Origin of the sequence: Tardiphaga sp. vice304 (genome assembly GCF_007018905.1) — a bacterium.
GTDB lineage: Bacteria > Pseudomonadota > Alphaproteobacteria > Rhizobiales > Xanthobacteraceae > Tardiphaga.
Genome location: NZ_CP041402.1, coordinates 1,124,707 through 1,148,198, shown reverse-complemented (window position 1 = coordinate 1,148,198; position 23,492 = coordinate 1,124,707). Strand labels below are relative to the sequence as shown.

Annotated in this window: 19 protein-coding genes, 1 tRNA gene and 2 pseudogenes; 13 read left to right on the top strand and 9 right to left on the bottom strand. The window is 58.7% G+C overall.

All coding sequences use genetic code 11. The features are described from left to right. Positions 1-106: 106 nt before the first annotated feature. From FNL56_RS05450 to FNL56_RS28145, 5 genes and pseudogenes are all read right to left on the bottom strand, one after another. A protein-coding gene (locus tag FNL56_RS05450; RefSeq protein WP_143581818.1) for an IS3 family transposase occupies positions 107-1,458 on the bottom strand; the annotation gives its coding sequence in 2 pieces (ribosomal slippage) (positions 107-1,122 and positions 1,122-1,458; 1,353 coding nt in all). Between the two features lie 508 nt (positions 1,459-1,966). Then, entirely contained in the window at positions 1,967-2,281 is a 315-nt protein-coding gene (locus tag FNL56_RS05440; protein ID WP_143571886.1) for a cytochrome c, read from the bottom strand. Positions 2,282-3,569: 1,288 nt separating this feature from the next. Continuing rightward, positions 3,570-3,977, bottom strand: coding sequence for a c-type cytochrome (locus FNL56_RS05435; RefSeq protein WP_246661510.1), 408 nt, complete (start codon positions 3,975-3,977; stop codon positions 3,570-3,572). A 404-nt stretch (positions 3,978-4,381) separates the two neighbouring features. Further along, positions 4,382-5,347 (bottom strand): hypothetical protein, encoded by a 966-nt coding sequence (locus tag FNL56_RS05430; RefSeq protein WP_143571885.1) that lies wholly within the window; start codon positions 5,345-5,347, stop codon positions 4,382-4,384. A 258-nt stretch (positions 5,348-5,605) separates the two neighbouring features. Further along, positions 5,606-5,707, bottom strand: a pseudogene (locus FNL56_RS28145) (transposase); the annotation flags it as partial. Between the two features lie 332 nt (positions 5,708-6,039). Between FNL56_RS28145 and FNL56_RS05420 the strand changes: the two are divergent. From FNL56_RS05420 to FNL56_RS05400, 5 genes and pseudogenes are all read left to right on the top strand, one after another. Beyond that, complete coding sequence (locus FNL56_RS05420; protein WP_143571884.1) at positions 6,040-7,137, top strand: site-specific integrase; 1,098 nt, start codon at positions 6,040-6,042, stop codon at positions 7,135-7,137. Between the two features lie 925 nt (positions 7,138-8,062). After that, the gene (locus tag FNL56_RS28140; protein WP_246661623.1) at positions 8,063-8,791 is read left to right on the top strand and encodes an RNase H family protein; all 729 of its coding nucleotides are present in this window, start codon (positions 8,063-8,065) and stop codon (positions 8,789-8,791) included. Positions 8,792-9,014: 223 nt separating this feature from the next. Further along, positions 9,015-10,280: a hypothetical protein gene (locus FNL56_RS05410; RefSeq protein ID WP_143571883.1), complete on the top strand. Its 1,266-nt coding sequence runs from the start codon at positions 9,015-9,017 to the stop codon at positions 10,278-10,280. 424 nt (positions 10,281-10,704) lie between these two features. After that, on the top strand, positions 10,705-11,124 hold the full coding sequence (locus FNL56_RS05405; protein ID WP_143581816.1) for a hypothetical protein: 420 nt from the start codon (positions 10,705-10,707) through the stop codon (positions 11,122-11,124). 18 nt (positions 11,125-11,142) lie between these two features. After that, positions 11,143-12,212 (top strand): annotated as a pseudogene (locus FNL56_RS05400) (IS630 family transposase). A gap of 578 nt (positions 12,213-12,790) precedes the next feature. Here the strand turns inward: FNL56_RS05400 and FNL56_RS05395 are convergent. After that, complete coding sequence (locus tag FNL56_RS05395) at positions 12,791-13,168, bottom strand: hypothetical protein (RefSeq protein WP_143571881.1); 378 nt, start codon at positions 13,166-13,168, stop codon at positions 12,791-12,793. 5 nt (positions 13,169-13,173) lie between these two features. Beyond that, a complete protein-coding gene (locus tag FNL56_RS05390; protein ID WP_143571880.1) occupies positions 13,174-13,695 on the bottom strand; it encodes a hypothetical protein in 522 nt (173 codons plus the stop codon). Positions 13,696-13,982: 287 nt separating this feature from the next. On the opposite strand from FNL56_RS05390, the gene FNL56_RS05385 reads away from it, so the two are divergent. Next, positions 13,983-14,393, top strand: a complete 411-nt coding sequence (locus FNL56_RS05385; RefSeq protein ID WP_143581815.1) for a helix-turn-helix domain-containing protein — start codon at positions 13,983-13,985, stop codon at positions 14,391-14,393. Positions 14,394-14,479: 86 nt separating this feature from the next. On the opposite strand, the gene FNL56_RS05380 is transcribed toward FNL56_RS05385, so the two are convergent. Together FNL56_RS05380 and FNL56_RS05375 are read right to left on the bottom strand one after the other, a co-directional pair. Next, a complete protein-coding gene (locus FNL56_RS05380; protein WP_143581814.1) occupies positions 14,480-17,002 on the bottom strand; it encodes a DEAD/DEAH box helicase family protein in 2,523 nt (840 codons plus the stop codon). A 269-nt stretch (positions 17,003-17,271) separates the two neighbouring features. Then, positions 17,272-17,348, bottom strand: a tRNA-Pro gene (locus FNL56_RS05375). 97 nt (positions 17,349-17,445) lie between these two features. Here FNL56_RS05375 and FNL56_RS05370 point away from each other — a divergent pair. From FNL56_RS05370 to FNL56_RS05340, 7 genes are all read left to right on the top strand, one after another. Next, positions 17,446-18,429: an L-threonylcarbamoyladenylate synthase gene (locus tag FNL56_RS05370; protein WP_143571879.1), complete on the top strand. Its 984-nt coding sequence runs from the start codon at positions 17,446-17,448 to the stop codon at positions 18,427-18,429. 34 nt (positions 18,430-18,463) lie between these two features. Beyond that, positions 18,464-19,906 carry an FAD-binding oxidoreductase gene (locus FNL56_RS05365; protein ID WP_143571878.1) on the top strand — a complete coding sequence of 481 codons (1,443 nt, stop codon included), beginning with the start codon at positions 18,464-18,466 and terminating at the stop codon, positions 19,904-19,906. Beyond that, on the top strand, positions 19,903-20,349 hold the full coding sequence (locus tag FNL56_RS05360) for a GNAT family acetyltransferase (RefSeq protein WP_143571877.1): 447 nt from the start codon (positions 19,903-19,905) through the stop codon (positions 20,347-20,349). Before FNL56_RS05365 ends, FNL56_RS05360 begins: the two co-directional genes overlap by 4 nt. A 312-nt stretch (positions 20,350-20,661) precedes the next feature. Further along, positions 20,662-20,928, top strand: a complete 267-nt coding sequence (locus tag FNL56_RS05355) for a hypothetical protein (protein WP_143571876.1) — start codon at positions 20,662-20,664, stop codon at positions 20,926-20,928. Between the two features lie 259 nt (positions 20,929-21,187). After that, entirely contained in the window at positions 21,188-22,072 is an 885-nt protein-coding gene (gene ygfZ / locus FNL56_RS05350) for a CAF17-like 4Fe-4S cluster assembly/insertion protein YgfZ (RefSeq protein WP_143571875.1), read from the top strand. Further along, positions 22,069-22,725 (top strand): DNA-3-methyladenine glycosylase I, encoded by a 657-nt coding sequence (locus tag FNL56_RS05345; protein ID WP_143571874.1) that lies wholly within the window; start codon positions 22,069-22,071, stop codon positions 22,723-22,725. The genes ygfZ and FNL56_RS05345 overlap by 4 nt, the downstream gene beginning before the upstream one ends. Continuing rightward, the gene (locus FNL56_RS05340; RefSeq protein ID WP_143571873.1) at positions 22,725-23,339 is read left to right on the top strand and encodes an HD family hydrolase; all 615 of its coding nucleotides are present in this window, start codon (positions 22,725-22,727) and stop codon (positions 23,337-23,339) included. Before FNL56_RS05345 ends, FNL56_RS05340 begins: the two co-directional genes overlap by 1 nt. The last annotated feature ends 153 nt before the right edge of the window (positions 23,340-23,492 follow it).

Below are 23,492 nucleotides of genomic sequence, written 5' to 3'. Positions count from 1 at the left end.
GCGCGCGACGCCTATCCCGCAACGGCGACAATTGTTCGTCGTCAGGCAATTTGAGACTGATCAGGTGTTTCGAGAAGAGAGGCTCTGGCTCATCAGTGGTTAGAGTTTAAGCGGCTTGCAGTCGGTGCTGCAAGCGACGGTTTGCGATGGTGGCAAGTTTGATGCGTCTGCGTTCTGCGATTATCGCCTCCGCTCTGCCGTAGTAGACGTCCGCTGGCGTGACGTTGTTGATGCTCTCATGATAGCGGGCGTGATTGTAATGCTCGACGAAGGCTCCGATCTGTCGTTCGAGATCTCCGGGTAAATAATAGTTTTCCAGCAGAATGCGGTTCTTCAGGGTCTGGTGCCAGCGCTCGATCTTGCCCTGGGTCTGGGGGTGATACGGTGCTCCCCGCACGTGCTGCATGCCCTTGTCTTCGAGCCAGTCAGCAAGATCGCCCGCAACATAAGACGCGCCATTGTCGCTGAGCAGCCTTGGCCGCTGCACGACGGTGGCACTATCGAGGCCTGACGCGGCTAGTGCCTGGTCCAGCGTGGTCGTGACGTCGGAAGCGCACATGGTGGGCCCGAGCCTCCAGGCCACGATGTAGCGCGAGAAGTCGTCCAAAATCGTCGACAGGTAATACCAGCCCCAGCCGGTGATCTTGAGGTAGGTGAAGTCCGTCTGCCAGAGCTGGTTGATGGCAGTAGTCTTGTCCTTGAACTCGTTCGCCGCCTTGATCACCACATAGGCCGGGCTGGTGATCAGGTCATGCGCCTTCAACAGCCGATAGACCGAAGCCTCGGAGACGAAGTACTTTCTCTCGTTAGTGAATCGCACGGCCAACTCCCGCGGAGACAGTTCGGGAACCTGCAGCGCCAGATCGATGATCTGCCCGCGGACGTCGTCTGGGATACGATTCCAAACGCGATCCGGCCGGGACCGGCGGTCAGCCAGCGCCTCGATCCCACCTTCAAGGTAGCGGTCATACCAACGATAAAACGTTGAACGCGGGATGCCGAGTTTGTCCAGTGTGCGCTTGGCCGGCAGGTGCGACCCTTCGACCAGATCAATGATCTCGGCCTTCTCGGATGCGGGATACCTCATGCCTCGTCCTCCCCATCCCCGTTCATGTTTTTTTTGAGCAGGTGATTTTCGAGGGTGAGGTCGGCAACGACCTCCTTCAAGGCGGTGGCCTCACGACGAAGATCCTTGACCTCACCAGGCGTTGCGGCTCGCGCAGTGTCACCGGCCAATCGGCGCTTGCCGGCCTCAAGGAACTCCTTGGACCAGCCGTAATACATCGAGGCGGCAATACCTTCACGGCGGCACAGCTCGGAGATGTTCTCCTCGCCACGCAGCCCTTCCAGCACGATGCGGATCTTCTCTTCGGCCGAATAATACCGACGCGTCTGGCGCCGGATGTCCTTCAGCACTTGTTCTGCGGGCGCTTTGCCCGATGCGGATTTCTGTTTCATCTTCGCTCCTTGCGGCTACGATGAACCAGAAATCCTCCCTTCGTGAAGTCCCTCAATTTGTCTCAAGGGTGCTGACGGGGAACACGCCATGATGTCGTTACCCGAAACGACGCGGACCGATGCCATCCTGAAGCGACGCTGGTGACCTCATAATTGGCATGTCATCTGTTTCATGACCGGGTCGCCGGGATTGTACCCAGGACGAGCAGCGAGCGACCTCTGCTGTGTCACTACGGCTTCCGTCGCTTCGTCCAGACGCAGCAACTTCCAGCCTACCGGTTCATTACTCACGCTACCACCGCTCACTTGCCATGCTCTCATGACAGGGTTGTCTTCTTTTGTGAAGCCCACGGCATGAACCTCAACAGATCGGGAATAGCCACCATACCTGAGTTCAAGAACGTGACCCGAACGCAGGGCTTCACAAGCAACTTGGACCCACACTTCAGAACTCCCTTGGTTGCGACTGAATGGGCATTGCAGCTTAGCGACTCCTGCCAGAAGACGCCTATTGGTGTCGCTGCTCGGCGATAAAGGCGGTGATATCTTTTACTTCCAGAGGACTGAGCGCCATGTTTGGCATTTTCGGATGAGGCTCAAGCAGGAAAGAAGCGAGTTTTTCGATGTTGAAATCCAGTCGATCCGCTATCGATGCAAATGAGGGAGCGATGTCCGTCCCTTTGATCTGATCGCCCGAGACAACATGACATCCAGTGCACCAGCGTCGCGCCAGCGTGGAGCCATTGTCCGGGTTTGCAGCAAAGGCTGCTTCACTTGCGCAGGTGAGAAATACCAAAGAGACAAAGTAGATAGTTGAACCCATGTTACTTCCCTCACTAGCATCGCCAAGTCGCGAAGGCTCGAACGGTTCCTAGATGTTTTGGACATTTATTTCCCGCGACATGAGCAATACCGCTCATCGCTTCCTGCTCGCGAGCGCCCATGCTGGCCTCATCACCGCCCGCCAATGGCAACTTTCGGTGACTGAGAGTTCGGTAGCGCTCCCGCCTTAAGGATTTGTAGGTTGGCATGGATCGCTCAATTCACGAACACAATCTCGCTCACTAACCAACGAAGCGGCAAAGCCTAATGAAGCTACTTGCCAACGAAGAGGCCACCCACCGACCACCGCCACAGAATCAGTAGGGCACTCGGCTTAGTAATATTGATTTCATTGCATTGGCAGGTTCAATTCGCGATGTGAGGTGGCGGGACAGTTTTAAACCCGGCAGCATTGGGAGAATGGTCGAATACCGCTATCCATCTGCTCGTTACGACTGAACGCATGGGGGTCCGATAGTTCGTGTGTTTGACTCATGAATTCCGAATTGGGGCAGCCGTCGCACTTGCGATATTCAAATGCGCGATACTCGGATCAGGACAACTTGGCTTCATCAAACAAATTTTCTGACAGACATTTCATCCATGCTGGCTGGTTTTCGGTCATGACATCCCCCTTGAATGGTAGCCCCAACGACTGCGCCGACATCAACGTGGCTCATTCAATCTAGGATTTGGGAACCCGTATTGACCTAGATCAACCGACTACGCTCCTGATGATCTTAGCTCGCGTGGCGTCTGCTCCAAGGTTTTGGGAGGAATGCAATGGCCTATTTTCGACAGTTTTCTGACGGGGCTCACCAGTTAAGCCCGATGGCTGTTTTTTTGACATTGGGACTGATTTTCTTAATTGCGAGCATCGGTGGTTGGTACACGGGTAACCTGGTCCGATGGCTGCGCAATTAAGCCCGAACCGGCAAACCACGGCTGAGATTCCCAAGTCACCCCCTGCGGGGTGCTGACGTGTTGAAGAATTTGGACACGACTTGAACCGCGCTTGTTGCACGCTGCCTATCGCGGGCGCCGCAATCGGCTAGACCGCCGTCGATTTGCGTTCGTTTCCACGGCGACTTTTTGGTATGATCGCAAGCGTCGCATTTGAGCGTGCGCAAGTCGAAACCCAACACCGAAGGTTTGATGTTGGTGAGCATCATCTGACTATGGCAGTCCGGACAACGCGTACGTCTTTATGCCATCGCGCGTTAAATATGACGTGGGCATTGCTGCGGTCTATTTCTCGCAGGCTCCCGGGAATGAACCGCTCTCAAAGCCTATTTCTTTTTGAGACTCAAAATATACGCGATTATGTCATCCGCTTCTGCCTCGGAAAGCATGATGTTCGGCATATTCTTGTGATTGGAACGGAGAAACACGTTCAACGAAAGTGCGGTCGTCGATGTCATGTCAGCGACGCTCTGGAAGCTGGGCGGACCATCCTTGTCGATGGGCAAAGTCTCACCCCTGTCGGGAAATAGCATAGGCAGAACGTGATGACACGAACTGCATTGCGCGGTCGCGATCTGACGTCCGGATGCTGGATCGCCACGAAGAGGCTGCGCACGGACTGGAAACACGGCTGAAATTGCAGCGGCTCCAACGAATGCAAATGTCATCCAACGCATGCGGTGCCGCCCGGGGTTAACCTGGTCCTGCTGTAAACCATTTTTTGATTTCGTCATTCGGGAGGCGGCCTTAATTTTCGAGGGAGGGCTTTGGCTTCCTCCTCTGCGAGCAATTGATGAATTTGCTGGCGCTGGTCGGTGTCGGTTACCCTGAGAAGCAAATCTCTAAACCGCGATGTATTCTGTCGGTGTACGAAAATATCCATGGCAGCGTCCTCGATAAATAATTCGGGCAAACGGCGTCCGTGGAAGCTAAACATCCGGAAGGGGCGGCACTTGGTCTTTGGCTAGTTCCGCAGCCAATAGCCGCTTTAACTCTTTGTACCGGACCTGATCGCCCGCCACGTCAGTCTCAGCCAAAAGCCTTCGATAGTGCGCAAGGTTTTCGTGGTGAATGAAGCGATCCATTTTGACCCCCGAGCGCGCACTAGGTTGACCCCAGACCGCTGTCGACTGCTGCCCTACATCACAAACAGCAACTGGCTACGAACGGGCTCGAAGGAGATCAGTTCCCGAGGACGGACCCGAATGATCGTAACGATCAACAGCGTGGGGAGACCTGTCAGACCGATGTCCGATAGTAGGGCGAGGTTCCGCTTGTCCGCGATGAGGGCGTACACATGGGGATTAGGCGTCACGACGACGTCACCGCCCACGTAGGCGTCTCGCAGGGTGGCGTGCCGCGGCTCCTCGAGCGCGAAGTCGACGAGGCGATTGTAGACGAGATCGACTGGTCGACCGTCGAAGTTCAACCGGCCGCCGACAAGAGCAAGTTGACCGGGGTCGGCGATCACAGTCTCCATGCCGTGGTGCTCAAACAAGGCCTTGGCCAGTTGGAACTCTGGGTAAAGATACTGTTGCTCAGGCGCGTCATCGACGATGGCGATGCGCGCGGGTTCTCCAGATCCCCGCTGCCGCCGCCATTCGTCGGTGAACATGTGGGTCACGTCATCGGCGAACGGCGCCGCAGGCTCGAGTCCAGCCTGCTCCGGCTCCTGAGCGCAGCAGGCGCGCTGCGCCCGAGCCAGCACGGCATTGAGGAAAGCGCCGCCGGCGTTCGTGTTCACCTCGATCAGCTGCGGCCCGCCCGGCGTGACGTGGAAGTCGTACCCCATGAAGGCGCCGAGGGGTCCGAAATCAGTCGTTGCGATCGCCGGCGCGGAGGCCAGAGCCGTAGCGCGGTAGGGCGCCAACCGCGCCGCCGCCTCAACAGCTGCCACGATCCGCATCATTTCGGCCACTACCGTAGCCGGGACGAAAAGCGGAACGGCGGAGAACAGCGTTGGATGGGATGCGATAAGTTGCGCGGCGAAGCCCTCGGCGCCGACCTCCCGATCCAGGGCTTCGGTCAAGGCGCCGCGGTCCAAGGTGATACAGAAGCAGCCGCGGTTCAGCCGTTCCGCCTCGCCAATCGCGCTCTGCTCCATTGCCTTCGATTCCCTCCCCGACATTTAAATCAGGCCTAGTCCGTCAAGTGACGCCGCGCGCGAACTGTGAAGATGCCCGCTTAATAGTTGGCTAGTCATTGCGGATTTCCTTGCCAGCTTAGTCGTGCTGAGTTGTGGCATCGTCGCTGAACTCTCTAACTCGAACTTCGCCGATTCCAACATCGCTTAGGGCGCCTGGGCGAACTGCATCGCGCCAGGCCAGATCTCGATGGGCGCCAGCATCGAGATAGCCAAGCCTTTAAAAAAGCTCTCCCAAACGCCGCTCACGGCCCAGCGTGAAAAACGCTTGTGGGTGTTGCACCAGCCGCCAAAATGTTCCGGTAAATCACGCCAAGGCGCCCAGGAACTTCCGGATCACTCCATCGACGAAACGATTGCCAGCTCGCTATTTCGGCCGACCTTGCCGACGCAGTCCGCGACCAAATCCTCGATCCGGCGAATTGGCAGTCTCGCAGCCCATGACGTTCCACCCAAGCCTCCTGTAGGAAAGCGCCCCTAAACCTGCGCTTTTGCTGATTTGCGAATCCGCTAAATGACAACAGACCACAATATCAATTTATTGATTGTACTCAGATTCTTACGTTCCACAATCTTGTTACCGTAGCTTGCAATCGCAATATCCTCACGCTCTTAAAGCTGCATTATCACTCGTTTTTATTCTATATTGAACGATGTCCGAAACCAGCCCTCAGGCCGCTCAAATCGACCCCCAGCAAGCCCCATCGTCCTCCCCCGCGCCGCTGCCGGCCGTCGTCGATGCCGGTGCACAGGCGTCGGCCCTGCCCGCCCATCTCGCAGGGCTCGCCGATCGCGCCCGGGATTACGTCGAGGCCGCGAGTTCGGCCAACACAAGGCGCGCTTACAGCTCCGACTGGAAGCATTTTGCGGCCTGGTGCCGACGCCAGAACCTCCCTCTCCTTCGGCCGGATCCCCAGATCGTCGGGCTCTACATTACCGCCTGCGCCTCAGGTGCTGCCTCAGCCGACCGCAAGCCGAAGGCGGTGACGACGATCGAGCGCCGCCTGTCCTCCCTGACCTGGAACTATTCCCAGCAGGGCCAGCCGCTGGACCGCAAAGACCGCCATATCGCCACCGTGCTCGCCGGCATCCGCAATATCCACGGGCAACCGCCGGTTCAGAAGGAAGCCGTGCTGCCAGAGGACGTTATCGCTATGCTCGAAACGCTGGGGCGCGGCACCCTGCGAGGCCTGCGCGATCGTGCCATGCTGCTGATCGGTTTTGCCGGAGGTTTGAGGCGCTCTGAGATTGTCAGCCTCGACGTCGGCCGCAACCACACCGAGGACGGCGGCGGTTGGGTCGAGATTTCTGACAAGGGTATGCTGGTGACTCTGCGCGGCAAAACCGGCTGGCGCGAGGTCGAAGTTGGCCGCGGCTCGTCGGACGCGACCTGCCCTGTGATCGCGCTGCAAACCTGGTTGAAATTCGCCAAGATCGGTCATGGGCCGCTGTTTCGGCGCGTCACCGGCCGAGGTAAAGATGTCGGCCCGGATCGCTTGACCAACCAGCAGGTCGCTCGTCTGGTCAAACGGGCGGCGCTGGCCGCGGGCATCCGCGGCGATCTCTCCGAAATCGAACGCCATAAAAAGTTTGCCGGCCATTCGCTACGCGCCGGCCTCGCTTCCTCGGCTGAGGTCGACGAGCGTTATGTGCAAAAGCAGCTCGGTCATGCCAGCGCCGAAATGACGCGCCGTTACCAGCGACGCCGCGACCGGTTCCGGGTCAATCTCACCAAGGCGGCGGGGCTGTAGCTAGGTGATCGTGGCGTTTCCCTCATCCGCAAACGCGCGCTGGCCTGTCCTGGAGACCTCGCCGCTGCGAGCTGCTGATCTTGATCTCAACCGGGTCGACTACTAGCCGCGCGACTTTATGCTGAAGGTTCTTCTCGACACCTCTCAACGGAGGTAAAGCGGCCGGCGCCGAAGCCCAGCACTGATCTCGCTTGATGCGATTGAAGAGGACCGGGCCTCCTCAGCGTGGCATCGCTTGCTGAGCCGCGGCGGGGCGTCGTGCCGATTAGCGGCGGCCGGTATCGGCCGCTGGTCGCCTGGCCGGCGGTGGATTTGCTAAGGGCTTTCCAGTTGCTCGCGGCAACTGCCCGTAAGGATTAAGAGGACCGGAGGCGTTGCGTAGCGTAGGGGCAGTGCCACCATTGATGAGGACCGCCGCTCTAATTACTTCTTCTTATTTTTAACGCGGCTGAATTGGCGTCTTTCCCAAACGCCGTGTTGTTGTCGTGCGTTCGTTCGGCGGCGCGCATACGCGGGTCAAGTTGTCGTTGAGGGGTAATCGGCGCAGGTGCCGGTTGCGGATTATTTATGATCAATCCTTTGGCCGACCGTGCTGCCAAAACAAAGTGAGAACACTAAGCCGTACTCCCCGAGCGTAAGCACACGGCGTTTCGTCGCTCAACCGAAACTTCTAGCAGTAGTTGATCGTCGCTCCCATCATAATCAGGCTGTGTCCCGGTGCGGCTTGCTCGATGCCTGCGACGGCCTCTACCCCCTGATCGAGATGGGGAGGTGCAAAGTAGCGAAACTCCTTCATAGACATATACTTATTGCGTTTTGCGACGTGCGTGGATAGCGAAAGTTTGGAGTTGGCCCATCTCTATCGATTGCCGTCCTGCTGCTCTCCCGTGCATTCGTATCCCGCACAAAGCAGGAGATAAAGCTGATGAGTGACAACGCGCCAAACATGATGAAGCGACCCAAGGGCCAGAGGGGCCAGAAGCCGCCCGCACGAAAGCCCTGCCCCTCGGAAGATCGCATCTTTGTCGTGCACTTTTATTTCTTCGACAATGGCCCGAATCCCGGCAGGGGGAGCGCCAGGCACACGATGATGCTGGAGGTGTACCTTGAGGCGAAGATCGATCTCAGCAGGCCGCATTGGAAGCGAAGCGTCGCTCTAATTGAACCAAGTGACTTCTTGAAATGGGCCGACCGCGCCTTAGGCGAAGGAAGGCTCACTCCGGAGCAGCATTCCATTTACGCGGAAGGCTACGAAGTAATCGCTGATCGTGCCCAGCACCCCGAAACGGAATGGGCGAAGCTAGGCCGCATCGAGGACAAACGGGCTCACGCGGACTACCCAGGCCAGTTCATTTTGGCTTACCGGGACAGGGACGGCGCAATGGGATGCCACGTCATAAATGAAAAGGGCACCGTGTCATGCGAGCGATTCATCCATGACCAGCGCAGCCAGCCCGGCACAGGTCAACGGGAGGCATTTGGGTTCTATGACCCAGGCCAGATTTACAACGCCAGAAGGCGGAAGCTGGGCGCCCTTAGCGCCGGCGGGACTGTGCACTGGCACTGGGTCCGCGGCCACAACGGGCACGCCGGCAATGAGCGCGCGGACGGGCTGGCGACGCGGGGAATGCGGGAAGCGCGAGATACGGTATGAGCCGCCGCGACCCAATGACCCGCGTCAAAGCCCGCCCAGACCCTCAGGACTGGGGCGATGAAGACGTGATGACCTTAATCGAGGCCGTAGCGGTATTCTTCCCCCACGGCCCGCTCACTTTGTCATCTTTTCGCACCGAGATCGCCGCCGGGCGGCTTGAAGTCGCTCGCGTGGCGGGCAAAGATTTGACGACTCCACGCGCAATCAGGAAGCTGGTGACCCCATGCCGGGCAGGAAAGCCAAACCGCCTCGCCTCTGGTGCCGGCCAGACGACGGAACCTGGGTCATCCTCGACCGAGGACGGCAAGTCCGCACAGGCTTCGGCCGCGCTGAAACTGAAAGCGCTGCGCGCGCACTCGAAACCTACCTCGGCACGCGGCACAAGCCGACCATCGGCGCACGTAATCCCGCTGCGCTCGCCGTCGCTGACGTAATCACGGCTTATGAGGAGTCGAAGCGGCCGAAGAACTACGACCTGCTTCGCACCAAGATTGCCGACAAACAGCCGATCTCCAACGACGAGCGCAAGATCGTGCGCCGCCATGACGAACTGCTGATTCGTCTCGACAGCGCCAATTCGTTTTTCGGTCGTTACAAGCTCGCCGACATCAAGGCGCAGCTCTGCCGCGACTATGTCGACTGGTGCACTGGCGCGGCGAATGATCGAAACAAGGATCTGGCCAAGCGTCGGATCGTTTCCGACCAGACGGCCAGGCGCCACCTCGAGGATCTGCGCGCAGCCATCAATGTCTATCACGGCGAGCACACGCTCGATGTCGTGCCGAAGATCGCACTGCCGGAAAAACGCAAAGGTCGAGAACGCTGGTTGCGGCGGTCAGAGGCCGCTCGCTTGCTCGGCGCGGCCCTCGGCTTTGTCTGGGACGGCGAGCGCGGCACATGGAAGCGCAACGATGCCGGACGCTTGGTTCGGCGGGCGGCATGGCTGGTCGCACGACGACGGCCAGTGGCGCGATTCATTTTGCTCGGGATTTACAGCGCCCGTCGCGAAGAGACGATTCGACGGACCCAGTGGATGGCAACGACGACGCATCCATGGATGGACTGCGAGCGCTGGGTTTACCACGGCCGCGGCGGCGATGAGACCGTCACCAAGAAGCGCCGGCCAGCGGCGAAGGTGGCATCGCGCCTGCGGCCGCACTTAGCGCGCTGGCGCCGGCTCGACCTCAAGTTGGCCGACAAGCTCGGCAAACCCGTGCTGTTCATCGTGCATCGCGCCGACGGCGAGCAGTATGCGGAGAAAATCAAAACCGGTTGGGATGGCATCGTTGCAGACGCTGGGCTTGGAACGGACGTGGTGCGGCACATTCTCCGACACACCGCAGCAACATGGCTGATGCAGCTCGGAACGGATCCGTGGCAGGCCGCTGGCTGGCTTGGCATGACGCTGGAGCAATTGCAGGAAAACTATGGGCATCATCATCCCGATTTTCAGGAAGACGCCGCAGAGGCGTTCAGCGGCCGACGGTAGGGAGTAAACTTTGCAGGGCACGATCATAAGCGACTATCAAAAACGAAAGTTGCAAGTTGACTTCATCGAAATGACGCTTACCCAAAACACGGCTGACAGCCCTATTTCCTACAAGGGAAAGGGCTATATGTAGCAGACGGCTGAAGATGCTCTGAAGTTTAAGCTTTATACTGAAAGCGTTCAGAACAATAGTTTTGCCGACTCCTTTAATCGCTCAGCCGAAGTGCAATCCGGGACAATCTATTCCGACGCATCCTATTACACCTTAATCGCTACCGCGGCGGACGGTTCGTTATGGACCACCGAACGCGTGCTTCCACAATGCGATTGGAGTTTCGGAAAATATGAAAAATATCCGGTCGTTCATGGCGACCTAAGCTCCTGCCGTCGAGGAACATGCCACGCCGGGACACGATTGCTTACGTTGCATTTCTTTGAAGAAGCCAACATTCCTTGTGCTTTGGACACAGCTCAGTTTAAGTCGGATGACTATGACTTCGTTGTTCGTAAAACTGACGAAAGCTTCTCGGTTCGTGTGGAATCCAAAATCGAGCTTCCCGAGCATTTTGAGATCCGCGTTGAGGAAGCGCTTCGTTTTCTACCTGCTCAGTCAGTTGCGACACGCGTCATGGTACGATCTGGCTGCCTCGATTTGTATTCGGCGTCGGTCCGTTCGAAGCGAACAGCACTTATGCCGCCGCTGGTCCGCGGTCCTATCGAGCAATCTTGGGCGTTATTTTCCAATTACCTCCGATACGTGACCCGTGAGACTAAGAGCTCTTCTTGGCATCCGTGCAGCGGCTATCTTCATAACGCTCTAGTACCCACTATCGGTGAAGAATGAGTCGTGATTCAATGGGATATGAGCAGCATCCCTGAGGCGACAGCGATTATTTTGACGACGTCGGAGCGGAACGAGCTTGAGGGCTTGGCGCGGTCGACGAAGACGGAGCATCGATTGCGTCAGCGCGCACGGATCGTGCTGTTGGCGTCGGAGGGGTTGGCGAGCCGGGCGATCGGGCGGACTGTTGGCTGCACGACTGGCACGGCATCGAAGTGGCGCGTGCGCTATGCCGCAAAGCGGTTTGACGGTCTGGACGAAACGGGCGACCGAGGTGCCGAACCGAAATACACTGCGGAAACGGACAAGCGCATTCTGGCGCTGTTGGACCAGCCGAAACCAAAGGGCTATGGGCGCTGGTCGGGACCGTTGTTAGCTGCGGCGCTGGGCGATGTCGATATGCAATATATCTGGCGGTTCCTGCGTGCCCAGAAGATCGATTTGGCCGGGCGCAAATCCTGGTGTGAGAGCAACGATCCGGAGTTTGCGGCCAAGGCAGCCGACGTGGTGGGCTCTACATGGCGCCGCCGGACAACGCGATTGTCATCTGCGTCGATGAAAAGCCCTCGATCCAGGCGCTGGAGCGAGCACAGGGCTATCTGAAAATGCCGAACGGCCGCGCGCTGGGCGGTCATAGCCACGATTATAAGCGCAACGGCACCTCGACGCTGTTTGCCGCTTTCGAGGTCGCCACCGGCAAGGTGACGGCCGCGCACAAAAAGCGGCGCCGGCGCATCGAGTTTCTCGACTTCATGAACGACATCGTCGCCTCTTGGCCCGACACCGCCATCCACGTCGTGCTCGACAACCTCAATACCCATAAGCCGAAAAACGACCGTTGGCTAAAGCTGCATCCGAACGTGACGTTCCACTTCACGCCAACCCGTGCCTCGTGGCTCAATCAGGTCGAGATCTGGTTCTCGATCCTGCAAGCAAAGTCCCTGTGCGACGAATCCTTCACCTCTGTCAAACAACTCAGGGAACACATCGACAACTTCATCGAAGACTACAACGCAAACGCCAAGCCCTTCGTCTGGACCAAGTCTGAAGTTCATCAAAAGCGTCTTAAGGCCCGTTTCGCGGACCAATGATTCCGGGTACTAGAGGCTAGCGCAAATTCCGTGGATGCTTGGGCGATCGGTCTCAGCGTTGCCGTCGAGGGATTGGCAAATTTGCTACCTTTCGAACGAGAGACAACTGAGTCAGACAGGCTGATTGACCTCCAGAAATACATCAGCAACCAGGTATCCACCTCTGCAGATTTTTTGGAGTTTTCAGACCGCGTAACAGGCATTATGAGCGGACTTACGACGATACGCGCTGTCGATCGAATGATCTCAATCGCTAAACATGGCCACGCTGATTTGCAACATATTAACGCTTGGAAAAAATTGCGAAACAGAGGAGTTCACCCCAGCACAGCTGGCCGAGACGACACCTCATCGCGGGACTTTCAGAAACTAATAGACCAGCTGCACAGCGTTAACGTACTACTGAGCCATCTCGTTTTTCATCTAATTGATTATCGTGGCCTTTACACGGATTATTCGACGAAGGGATTTCCATTGAAAGGCTATCTATCAGATTGACTGCGCTAATATTTGGCGCGGACAAAAATTATGAAGTCTCGGCCGCGGCAAGGTCTTCACGAAAGAATTTAAGACGATAATCAAGAAATCAACATGTTCACAAAATGTGGATACCGTTCGGGCGAGGCGCGATCGATATCTGTCGCAAGCTGAAGAGGTTTACGAAAGAAGCCCGCGAGGAATATCAGATATGCTCGACTCTGCAATTCAGCCGGATGTATCTTAAAGCCAAGATCTTGGTTCGATCTATTATCAAAAATCTGCCGCATCTCTCGCCCAAACAGGTAGGTCGGAGAAACGAGGTCGGGAGACCATAATCCGTAATGAACCTCAAGGCGCAAAACTATTGCTCGCTCGAATGACGCTAGCGCTTTGTCGTCGGTAAGCCACCGCGAAATAGTTTCCGCCTGGCTACGTCGAATGCGAAACAGATCGACTGAAGCGAGTTCCAAAGCCATACCCATTATTGTAGGAAGTAAACTTCAACCTTGAGTCCGGCGTTATCGAACATGTCAGCAACATTTTGCAGCTGTGTCTTCGATCGCCCGACTCCGTATCTAGCAGATTTGTTTGACAGTACCCACGGCACGTCATCGCCAGTTTGTTCGAGGTAAAGCTCACCAGCAATGCGAGCGATGTCTCGATCAGCCAACATTGGATGGCCGAGGGGGAGCAGCCGCGACAGCTGGTCGCTCTCACGAGGCCGGGCAAACCGCCGATCTGGCGAAGTCGCTTCGTAGCTTTCCTCGATGCAAAAGCGGACCCCGCCAGCCGCAGGCACCAGCCACAGTAGGGTAATATTTGTTAGAAATTTTTGCAGCAGAAAGTTTGTCTCCGCGACCTGTCGGATCTCTCGAAGCCAATTGGCGGTCGTCTCGTTCAATTCATGCCAAAAGACGGGTGCAGCGTTAAATTCAGAGGTCTTCCGCGCTCCCTGGGTGCAAATCCCGAAAAACGAATCGAGATCTGTAACCGCATCGGCCATCAGGCCTGCCCTCGAATCTAACTAATTCATTGCGCATTTCGTTGCGCATCAAAGCGTTGATATCGCTAAGTTATTGATTACTTGGTCGGAGTGGCAGGATTTGAACCTGCGACCCCTGCGTCCCGAACGGCTTGCATCATGTTTAAGTATATGAATTTGCAGTGTTTATTGTCCACGTTTATTCATGATCTTCGTTGTTTGTTCACGGGAATATTCGGGGGGTTTTCGGGGGGTGACGTCGGCGCAGTAGAAGTTGTAATAAGCGCTCCTACCGCGTACGGTTCGGTATGCAAAACAACCGGCCCGCAAACCACCTCGTTGCGTTCTCGCTACGGCTGAAATCTCTGATCGAAGAGAAAAACTGGTCGGCTGCGGACCTGGCTAGAGAAGCTAGCAAGCATGTCCCCGAAACTCACCGCAAAAGGGGCAAGCAATATGTGATCGGACGGCATCTAATTTCTTCATATTGCCGCGGAGAGAACGAACCCGCTCCGATCAATCTGAAATACATCTGCCAAGCGTTGAATGTCGAACCCAATGAACTTCTTCCGCTGTTCAAAAAGCGCCGGGCTCTTCAAACGGCGCAAGCCATTTCATCTTTGGAGGGAAAAACACGCTTACTGATCGATATGGAGCTTGATACCGATCTCGCGATGAAAATACTCAATTTGGTTCGTGACAACGTGGCGGGCGATTAGACCTACTGGGAACGCACACCTGTCTTTTCATTGCTGCTGGAATTCTTCCCTATTGGGATTATCTGTTTTGCTGCCACTCTCGAAGTTCACTCCTTCACATTTTTCAATTTGCGAGAGTAGAGCTTCAGCAGATCATCAACAGCCAACTTATGAGAATTGATCATTTTCTGGATATGCGGCGGCGACAGATCAGCAAAGTTCTGCCCCTCAAAACCTTTGAAGAACTCACGGCAAGCCTTTTCGAGTTTTTTTAGCTCCCCCTCGGCGACACCCTCCACTTCGTGGATAAAATGAGCAGCGCTCTCGATACGCTTGGCCGGGTGAATGATGACACGCTTAACTTTCATCCCCGCGTAGTGCTTTTCAAACCAAGCAGAGGAGCGATTCATTTGCTCGGCTTCCCGCTTATTGACCTCGGCTCGGGTAACGCTGACCTCACTTTTGCACTCGATCAAGAGGTAGCTCGTGCCATCCAATGCCCAAAGGTTGTCTGGCCCTTCCTTCCACTCCTTATCCGGGCGCTCGCCTGCAAAGCCCAACGCTCGACTCAACTCGTCTAAGGCGTGTTCGAAATCGTCTGCCCGAACGCCAAACCGAAGTCTTCCGAGAATATCGGAGACGGTTACGTCCATATCGGCATACTTCCCGAATGCTCGCACCCAATCGATAATGCGCTCGGCTCTCCCTTGGCTAACGACTGTTAGTTTCGTTACGGTCACACCGGTCGGTGGCTTCAATAAGAGCCGATTTCGTTTGTGCGCCGATACTTGCAGCGTCTGTGATTGAGCCCGATCGGTACGATAGAGATACCGCGCACGCTCCTGGAGGTACCAAGCCTTATCATCCGTGTCGACATGGCCGTCGTCCATCATCTTTTGGAGGCCGCCGGATGCTACCGCGTAGTCTCCGGCCATGTAGGACTCTTCGGCCGCCAGTTCAGCCGCATAGAGTTTGAGTACACTCTCGTTAGGCCCCCGAGGAACAATACCGTCCATCTGTTCAGCGTAGAAAGCTTTCCACTCGGGATCGCGATTGAGGCACTGCTGGATGAGTGCGGTGAATGCGTCATTAGGTTCTTTGCCTTTTGACACCTCTTCCCGCGCCATCTCGGCAACTTCGAGCCCAATCTCAATTTGCTTGTTCACCTGTGGGGACAGGAAGCGGCGCTTGCCCTTTTCACGGATAAGACGCACCAGATCAGATCCAGTCATGATGATGACCGAGTAATCTTTTTCGCCACGAACGCTGCGGCCCATCCCCTGTTCGACTGTGCGGACCGTGCGCATAAGCGTTGCGTCGCTACCGGGGCGCACCTGCTCGGCATAGATGTCAGCGAGACTTTCCGAATACGGCCGAGAGTCGAATACTAAGACTCGGCAAGAACTGTCGGGCAGATCAACTCCATCGTACCTGTTAGCTAACACAACGGTCTTTTCACAATCGCCCCGCCTGAGGGCGCCAACTGCGTCCTCGATAGTGTTGCGATCTGCCACTAAAGCGCCAGTGGCCTCCCAAGCCTTGCTGAGCGCAAAGCTTGGAGTGAGCACTACCCGGCCAGACTTTCGGCCAGCGCTGGCCTTCCCGAACCTGCGAATGATCCAGTCTCGATCAAGGTCCTCGTGGATTAGCGAAGGGATGACGACCATCTTTTCGCCCGACCATGTCTCACGATCATCGGTGAGCGGCCTAGCAATAGTCTGAGGCAAGAGCCTCAATCCTTTTATTAGAAATGCATCGTCGGTGACGGTTGCCGACATAAAAATGCGATGAACTGCGTGCGAATAAGACCCAAAAGCATCGAGAGGGGGCACATATGGTTCGATTTCAATAGCAACGCCTGAGACAATACACTGGCAGTGTACGAGCATGTCACGCAACAACGACCACGCAAACTTTATAGACTTCCGATCGGCCTGAGCTGAAAGGATAGAGGCAACCTCGCTCTCCCTCTCAATCCAAGACCAATACGGCACCGGCAACAGTGCCTCACGCTTGCTGTTCTCGATATCGGCAAAAGTCCCTACGCCTTGCTGCTCAAGATCTGTAGCAAAGAGTGTCTTGAGCGAAGCATACGCAGGCTCATCACTCGGAATACGAATGCGACAAGCTTCCCTGATCCGATCGGCACATGCGTGAGCGTCATCCATCAGAACGGTGTCGACGTCGATGGAAGACTTGTTCAACCCAAACTTGGTCAAGCCATTGAACAGCTTCTGGACGGATGTAACGAGGATGGCGCTCGAGTTTAGGAACTCATCTGGCAAATCATCGTCAGCCGTGCACACGCGGATGCCAAACTGCTTGGCTTGATCGCATGTCTGTGCAATCAAGAAGTGATCGGGACAGAGATACACAACCGGCCCTTTGCCAGCATTCAACCGCGACTGGAGCATGAGCAGCCCCACCAGGGTCTTGCCCTGTCCGGTATGTAGCTTGACAACCAAGTCGCGATTTGTGGCCTGCCGCGCGTTCCACGCTTGAAGCACTGCCTCTTGGGCAGGACGCAACGGGCCTTTGTCATGAGCCCGATCAAGAGATGCGTAAATTTGGATTGGGTCGATCGGTTTCGTGACGGTCTTTTTCGCTAAACGTTTGCCAAAATCGACCATACCCTCAACCTCCAACTTTTCGTTTCTTCGTGTTTATCGAAGAGCCCGATCAGCGAGTATCTAGGAAAGGCGCGCAGCACAAGTTGCGGCAACAAGCTTGACTGCGAAAAGTGACGAACGTGCACGAAAATGGACGAACGTAGACGCCGTTGCACGAAGCAGAGCGATCATCAATGAAGAGGCGCGGAAATCAAACCTGCGCGCCCTGCGTATTTCGGGGGGTTCATCGGGGGGTAAAAAACGCACTTCTGCTAAGTGCTTGAAATACTTGGTCGGAGTGGCAGGATTTGAACCTGCGACCCCTGCGTCCCGAACGCAGTGCTCTACCGGGCTGAGCCACACTCCGACAATGGCTGGCTTATAACCTTGGGTTTCGCATACCGCAAGAACCCCGGTACAAGAACCTCGGAAAAGAACTGACGCCCCCCGCAAGGACCGCTTCGATGCCGCTCGGCCTCTCCACCCGCCTCCTGACCGCCGGCGCTGATGCCGTGGCGGCGGCGGCGCGCTGCCTGCGCGAGGGCGGGCTGGTGGGGTTTCCGACCGAAACCGTCTACGGGCTCGGCGCCGACGCGGCCAATCCTGCGGCGATCGCCCGGCTGTATCAGGCCAAGGGCCGGCCGGCGTTCAACCCGCTGATCGCCCATGTCGGCGACCTCAAAGCGGCGGAAGCGATCGCCCGCTTCGATTCGCAGGCGCGCGCTTTGGCGCAGGCTTTCTGGCCGGGGCCGCTGACCCTGGTCCTGCCGAAGGCGCAAAATTGCCCGGTGGCGGATCTGGCCACCGCCGGGCTCGACACCGTCGCGGTCCGTATACCGTCCCATAACGTGGCACGCGCCCTGCTGCAGGCCTTCGGCGGCGCTGTGGTTGCGCCGTCCGCCAACCGCTCCGGCCACGTCTCCCCGACCACCGCCGCCCATGTGCTGGCCGATCTCGACGGCCGCGTCGACCTGATCCTCGATGGCGGGCCGGTCGAGGTCGGCGTCGAATCGACGATCATCGGCTGTTTTGACGAGCCCATGCTGTTGCGGGCCGGCGGGCTGCCGCGCGAGGCGATCGAGCGGCTGCTCGGCCGCGCGCTGCTGGCGCCGCAGGAACTGGAGGATACCGACAGCCCGCATCCGCTGGCACCGGGCATGCTGGCCTCGCATTATGCGCCCCGCGCCCGGGTGCGGCTGCAGGCGACCGACGTCCGCCCCGGGGAAGCATTGCTGGCATTCGGTCCCGCTGCCTTGCCGGGACTTGATAAAGCCGTCGCCGTGATGAATTTGTCGGAGAGCGGCGACCTCACGGAAGCCGCGACAAGACTTTTCGGCTATCTTCGCGCGCTCGACACTTCTGGTGCTGCGGGAATCGCGGTGATGCCGGTGCCGGGGCACGGGCTTGGCGAAGCCATCAATGACCGGCTGCGGCGCGCCGCGGCCTGAAGCAAGAGCAATAAGACAAGCGCAGGGAAGCCCGATGAATATCGCTCACAAGCCGCCGGCCACGCTGTCGCCCGAGACCATCGCGCGCTTCGCGGCGATCGTCGGCGACAAATACGCCATTACGGCCGAGGCCGACGTGCACCCCTACGTCACCGAGGACCGCAACCTGTTCCGCGGCACCTCGCCGCTGGTGCTGCGGCCGGGCTCGACGGCGGAGGTCGCCGCGATCTGCAAGCTCGCCACCGAGACGCGTACCGCTTTGGTGCCGCAGGGCGGCAATACCGGCCTGGTCGGCGGCCAGACGCCCTATGGCGGCGAGGTCGTGATGTCGCTGCGCCGGATGGACAAATTGCGCGACCTCGACACCTCGTCGAACACCATGACGGTCGATGCCGGCATGATCCTGCAGAACGCGCAGGCGCGGGCATCGGAGGCCGACCGGCTGTTTCCGCTGTCGCTCGGCGCCGAGGGCAGCTGCACGATCGGCGGCAACCTCTCCAGCAATGCCGGCGGCACCGCGGCTCTCGCCTACGGCGTGGCGCGCGAGATGGCGCTCGGCCTCGAAGTGGTGCTGGCCGATGGCCGCATCCTCAACGGCCTGTCGAAGCTGAAGAAGGACAATACCGGCTACGATCTGCGCAACCTGTTCATCGGCGCCGAAGGCACGCTCGGCATCATCACTGCCGCGACGCTGAAACTGTTTCCGAAGCCGCGCAGCATTGAGACCGCCTTTGTCGGGCTGCAATCGCCGGAGGCGGCGCTGAAGCTGCTGGAGATCGCGCGCGGCGAGGCCGCGGGCCAACTCACCAGCTTTGAATTGATCGCCGCGATCGCGGTGGATTTCTCGGTCCGCCACGGCGTCGGCATCCGCGATCCCCTTTCCAGCAAGCACGACTGGTACGTGCTGATGGAATTGTCGTCGTCGCGCGACGAGAGCCAGGGCACGCTGGAGAAGATTCTTGAGCGCGGCATGGAGGACGGCATCGTCGACGACGCCGTGATCGCCGCTAATCTGGCGCAGCGCATGGCGTTCTGGAAACTGCGCGAGGACATTTCGCCGGCGCAGAAGCCGGAAGGCGGCTCGATCAAGCACGACGTCTCGGTGCCGGTCGCCGCGGTGCCCGCTTTCATCGCCGAAGCCAATGCGGCGGTGCTCAAACTGATGCCCGGCGCGCGGCCGGTGCCGTTCGGCCATCTCGGCGACGGCAACATTCACTACAACATCACCCAGCCGGTCGGCGCCGACCCCGCGCAATTCCTGGCGCGCTGGCACGATGTCAACGCGGTGGTGTTCGAGGTGGTTCTGCGGATGGGCGGCTCGATCTCCGCCGAGCACGGCATCGGCCAGCTCAAGGCCGCCGACCTGCCGTCGGTGAAGGACCCCGTCGCGATCGAACTGATGCGCTCGCTGAAAGCGATGCTGGATCCGCTGAACATCATGAATCCCGGCAAGGTGCTGTTGCCGGTTACGCCATGAGAGACGATACCGGTCTCGCCATCGCCGAGATTACCGACGCTGACATTGCCGACGTGATTTCGCTGTGGCAGCGCAGCGGCTCGACACGGCCGTGGAACGACCCCACCCGCGACATCGCCTTCGCGCGCGAAAGCGACAATTCCACCATTCTGATCGGGCGTGACGGCAGCGCCGTCATGGCCTCGGTGATGGTCGGCCATGACGGCCATCGCGGCTGGGTGTACTACGTCGCTACCGACCCGGATCATCGCCACAAGGGCTACGGCCGCGCGACGATGCAGGCTGCGGAAGACTGGCTGCGCCAGCGTGGCGTAGAGAAGTTGCAGCTGATGGTGCGTGCGGATAACACGCAGGTACAGGCGTTTTATGAATCGCTGGGCTTTGGTGAGCAGAAGCGCGTGATCTACGCCAAATGGCTCGACGGCCGCCCGCTGACGCCGTAGCGGCAGCCGTTTCGATCTCCAATCGAATCGATAGAAATGAGGTCGTTTCCCGGACGCGGTGCGGCACGAAGTGCCGCTCCGCAGATGGCGGCGCAGTGCACCGCGTCCGGGGAACGGATGCCACCGGGTAAATCAGCGCTAAAGTGCCGTTCCCCCGAAGCTTTCTACACCGCCCATGTTCGCCGTTAACCCTTTTTAAAGATGTGCCGGAGATCGGCCCTGCGGGGCCATTCCCGCGTGCTAAATCTTGATTCGATTTGAAGGAACGCGCTCCGATTCGGGGCGTCGTCGAAGAAATTGTTGGGGAATTTCATGAGCCAGTCTGCCGCCTACGATACCGCGCACGATACCCTGTCAGACCAGGATCAGAAGCAGGCGGCGCTGGGCTATCTCAACGAGGCCTGGGCGGAAGCGCGGCACGACGGCGTCGATGGCGATTGCCTGGCGCAGGCCAGCCTGTTCGCCGCCTTTGCCGAACTGGTCGGCACCTATGGCGAAGACGCCGTGGCAAAGTTCGTCGAAGGCCTGCCCGGCCGCGTCCGCAACGGCGAATTTTCGCTGGCGCTGGCGAGGCAGTAGGCGGTTCGCTCGGCTTTTTGGGCTCCGGCCTTTCAGCCGTCATTGCGAGGAGCTCTTGCGACGAAGCAATCCAGTTCTTGCCGAGTTTGCGGCCATCTGGATTGCCGCGTCGCTTCGCTAAGGGGAAAGCCAACGGCTTTCCTTGACCTCGCGATGACGGGGATAGGCCGGTGCGCTTCTCCAGCCCTTGTGACCGGCCGCCTCGCGGCATAGCTTTGGTATTCAGCCCCGCACGGCCACCCGAGCTTTGAGTATTCCCATGAAGGCAGCGTTTCTCACCGACCGCGGCGTGATCAAACTGTCCGGCATGGATGTGCGCGGCTTTCTCAACAATCTCGTCACGTCGGAGATCGAGGTCGTCGCCCCCGGCATCGCGCGATTCGGCGCGTTGCTGACGCCGCAGGGCAAGATCATCACCGACTTCCTGGTCACCGAAGCCTCCGCCGGCCATGGCGGCGGGCTCTTGATCGAACTGCCGCGTGAACTGGCCGCACCGCTCGCGACCAAGCTCGGCTTCTACAAACTGCGCGCCAAGGTCACGGTCGACAATCTCAGCGATGCGCTCGGCGTGCTCGCGGTATGGGACGGCGAGCCCGCGATGAAGCCGGACCTGACCTATCCAGATCCGCGCAACGCCGCGCTCGGTTACCGCATTCTGATCCCCGCCGAACTTGCCGCCAAGACCGCTACGGTGATCGGCGCCGACCTTGTCGACGAAGCCGCCTATGAGGCGCATCGCATCGCGACAGGCGTGCCGCGCGGCGGCGTCGACTTCGCCTATGGCGACGCGTTTCCGCATGAGAGCAATATGGACCGGCTCCATGGCGTCGATTTCGACAAGGGGTGCTATGTCGGCCAGGAAGTGGTGTCGCGCATGCAGCACCGCGGTACGGCGCGCACGCGCATCGTCGGCGTGGTGCTGGACGGCGACGCGCCCGCAGCGGGCGCGGAGATCCGCGCCGCCGACAAGCCGATCGGCACCATGGGTTCGTCGGCCGACGGCCGTGGCCTGGCCTTGATCCGCACCGACCGCGCCAGCGATGCGCTGGATGCGGATGCAGCATTCCTCGCCGGTGGCGTGCCGATCCATTTTGCCGATCCCGACGCCGTTCGCGCGCTGGCGCCGAAGAAGACGATTGCATGAGCAAGCCGGCGCGCCTGCATGCCGACGGCAAGAAGCGCTGTCCGTGGCCGGGCGAGGATCCGTTCTACGTCGCCTATCACGACACCGAATGGGGCGTGCCGGAATATGACGACCGCGCGCTGTACGAAAAGCTGATTCTCGACGGTTTCCAGGCGGGGCTTTCGTGGATCACCATCCTGCGCAAGCGCGACAATTTTCGCGCCGCGTTCGACGATTTCCAGCCTGAGAAGATCGCGCGCTACAACGAGAAAAGAGTGCATGCGCTGATGCAGGACGCCGGCATCGTGCGCAACCGCGCCAAGATCGAGGGCGCCATCAACAGCGCAAAATCCTATCTGAAGATCATGGAGGAAGGCGCCGGCTTTTCGAAGTATCTCTGGGACTTCGTCGATGGCCGGCCGATCGTCAACAAATTCAAGACCCACGGCAACGTACCGACCTCGACGCCGCTGTCGGTGAAGATTTCCAAGGACCTGCAGGCGCGCGGCTTCAAATTCGTCGGCCCGACCATCGTCTATGCCTTCATGGAAGCGACCGGCCTGGTCAACGACCATCTGGCGTCGTGCTTCTGCCATGAGTTGTGCATCGGCCAACAGCGCGCGCCGAGACTCAAAGCGACGCCCCCAAAAGAACCGCGCCTCAAAGTGAAGTAATGGCCAAATCGAAATTCTCTACGGACGTCGAAACCCGCGCCTGGCAGCGCATGCTGTCGGGGCGACGGCTCGATCTGCTCGATCCCTCGCCGCTCGACGTCGAGGTAGCCGACATCGCGCATGGGCTGGCGCGCGTCGCGCGCTGGAACGGACAGACCCATGGGCCGAACATCTTTTCGGTGGCGCAGCACACGCTGCTGGTCGAGGCCGTGCTGCGGCTTCAGGTGCCGCGCGCGGACGATCGCGTGCGGCTGGCGGCCTTGCTGCACGACGCGCCGGAATATGTGATCGGCGACATGATCTCGCCGTTCAAGGCGGTGATCGGCGGCGCCTACAAGGTGGTCGAGCACCGCCTGCTCGCCGCCATCCACACCCGCTTCGGCCTGCCGCCGGTGCTGGCGGAGACGATCACCAAACAGATCAAGGCCGCCGATAGGGGCGCGGCCTATCTCGAAGCAACGCGGCTGGCCGGCTTCAAGGAAGCCGAAGCGAAGCGATTGTTCGGCAAGGACCCCGGCCTGAGCGAAGAGGCCGAGGCCGATTTTCTGACGCCGTGGACGGCCGGCAAGGCGGAGAAGCGGTTTCTGGCGCGATTCGAGGCGGTCTCGATGTAGCCCGGATGAAGTCGGCGCGGGCGAAGCGCGTGACGACGAAATCCGGGGAAAGGGTTCGTGGGGCTGGGCCGGCCCCGGATTGTCATCCGGGCTACGAAGGCCACGCTTCCGTCGCGATCCCCGCATGCCTATAATCGCTGCAACCAGGGAATT

What these genes read in the sequence shown, in the direction of transcription:
- FNL56_RS05440 (WP_143571886.1), bottom strand. Translation starts at nt 2,281, where the DNA reads ATGGGTTCAACTATCTACTTTGTCTCTTTGGTATTTCTCACCTGCGCA.
- FNL56_RS05435 (WP_246661510.1), bottom strand. Translation starts at nt 3,977, where the DNA reads ATGACGAAATCAAAAAATGGTTTACAGCAGGACCAGGTTAACCCCGGG.
- FNL56_RS05430 (WP_143571885.1), bottom strand. Translation starts at nt 5,347, where the DNA reads ATGGAGCAGAGCGCGATTGGCGAGGCGGAACGGCTGAACCGCGGCTGC.
- FNL56_RS05420 (WP_143571884.1), top strand. Translation starts at nt 6,040, where the DNA reads ATGTCCGAAACCAGCCCTCAGGCCGCTCAAATCGACCCCCAGCAAGCC.
- FNL56_RS28140 (WP_246661623.1), top strand. Translation starts at nt 8,063, where the DNA reads ATGAGTGACAACGCGCCAAACATGATGAAGCGACCCAAGGGCCAGAGG.
- FNL56_RS05410 (WP_143571883.1), top strand. Translation starts at nt 9,015, where the DNA reads ATGCCGGGCAGGAAAGCCAAACCGCCTCGCCTCTGGTGCCGGCCAGAC.
- FNL56_RS05395 (WP_143571881.1), bottom strand. Translation starts at nt 13,168, where the DNA reads ATGGCTTTGGAACTCGCTTCAGTCGATCTGTTTCGCATTCGACGTAGC.
- FNL56_RS05390 (WP_143571880.1), bottom strand. Translation starts at nt 13,695, where the DNA reads ATGGCCGATGCGGTTACAGATCTCGATTCGTTTTTCGGGATTTGCACC.
- FNL56_RS05385 (WP_143581815.1), top strand. Translation starts at nt 13,983, where the DNA reads ATGCAAAACAACCGGCCCGCAAACCACCTCGTTGCGTTCTCGCTACGG.
- FNL56_RS05380 (WP_143581814.1), bottom strand. Translation starts at nt 17,002, where the DNA reads ATGGTCGATTTTGGCAAACGTTTAGCGAAAAAGACCGTCACGAAACCG.
- FNL56_RS05370 (WP_143571879.1), top strand. Translation starts at nt 17,446, where the DNA reads ATGCCGCTCGGCCTCTCCACCCGCCTCCTGACCGCCGGCGCTGATGCC.
- FNL56_RS05365 (WP_143571878.1), top strand. Translation starts at nt 18,464, where the DNA reads ATGAATATCGCTCACAAGCCGCCGGCCACGCTGTCGCCCGAGACCATC.
- FNL56_RS05360 (WP_143571877.1), top strand. Translation starts at nt 19,903, where the DNA reads ATGAGAGACGATACCGGTCTCGCCATCGCCGAGATTACCGACGCTGAC.
- FNL56_RS05355 (WP_143571876.1), top strand. Translation starts at nt 20,662, where the DNA reads ATGAGCCAGTCTGCCGCCTACGATACCGCGCACGATACCCTGTCAGAC.
- ygfZ (WP_143571875.1), top strand. Translation starts at nt 21,188, where the DNA reads ATGAAGGCAGCGTTTCTCACCGACCGCGGCGTGATCAAACTGTCCGGC.
- FNL56_RS05345 (WP_143571874.1), top strand. Translation starts at nt 22,069, where the DNA reads ATGAGCAAGCCGGCGCGCCTGCATGCCGACGGCAAGAAGCGCTGTCCG.
- FNL56_RS05340 (WP_143571873.1), top strand. Translation starts at nt 22,725, where the DNA reads ATGGCCAAATCGAAATTCTCTACGGACGTCGAAACCCGCGCCTGGCAG.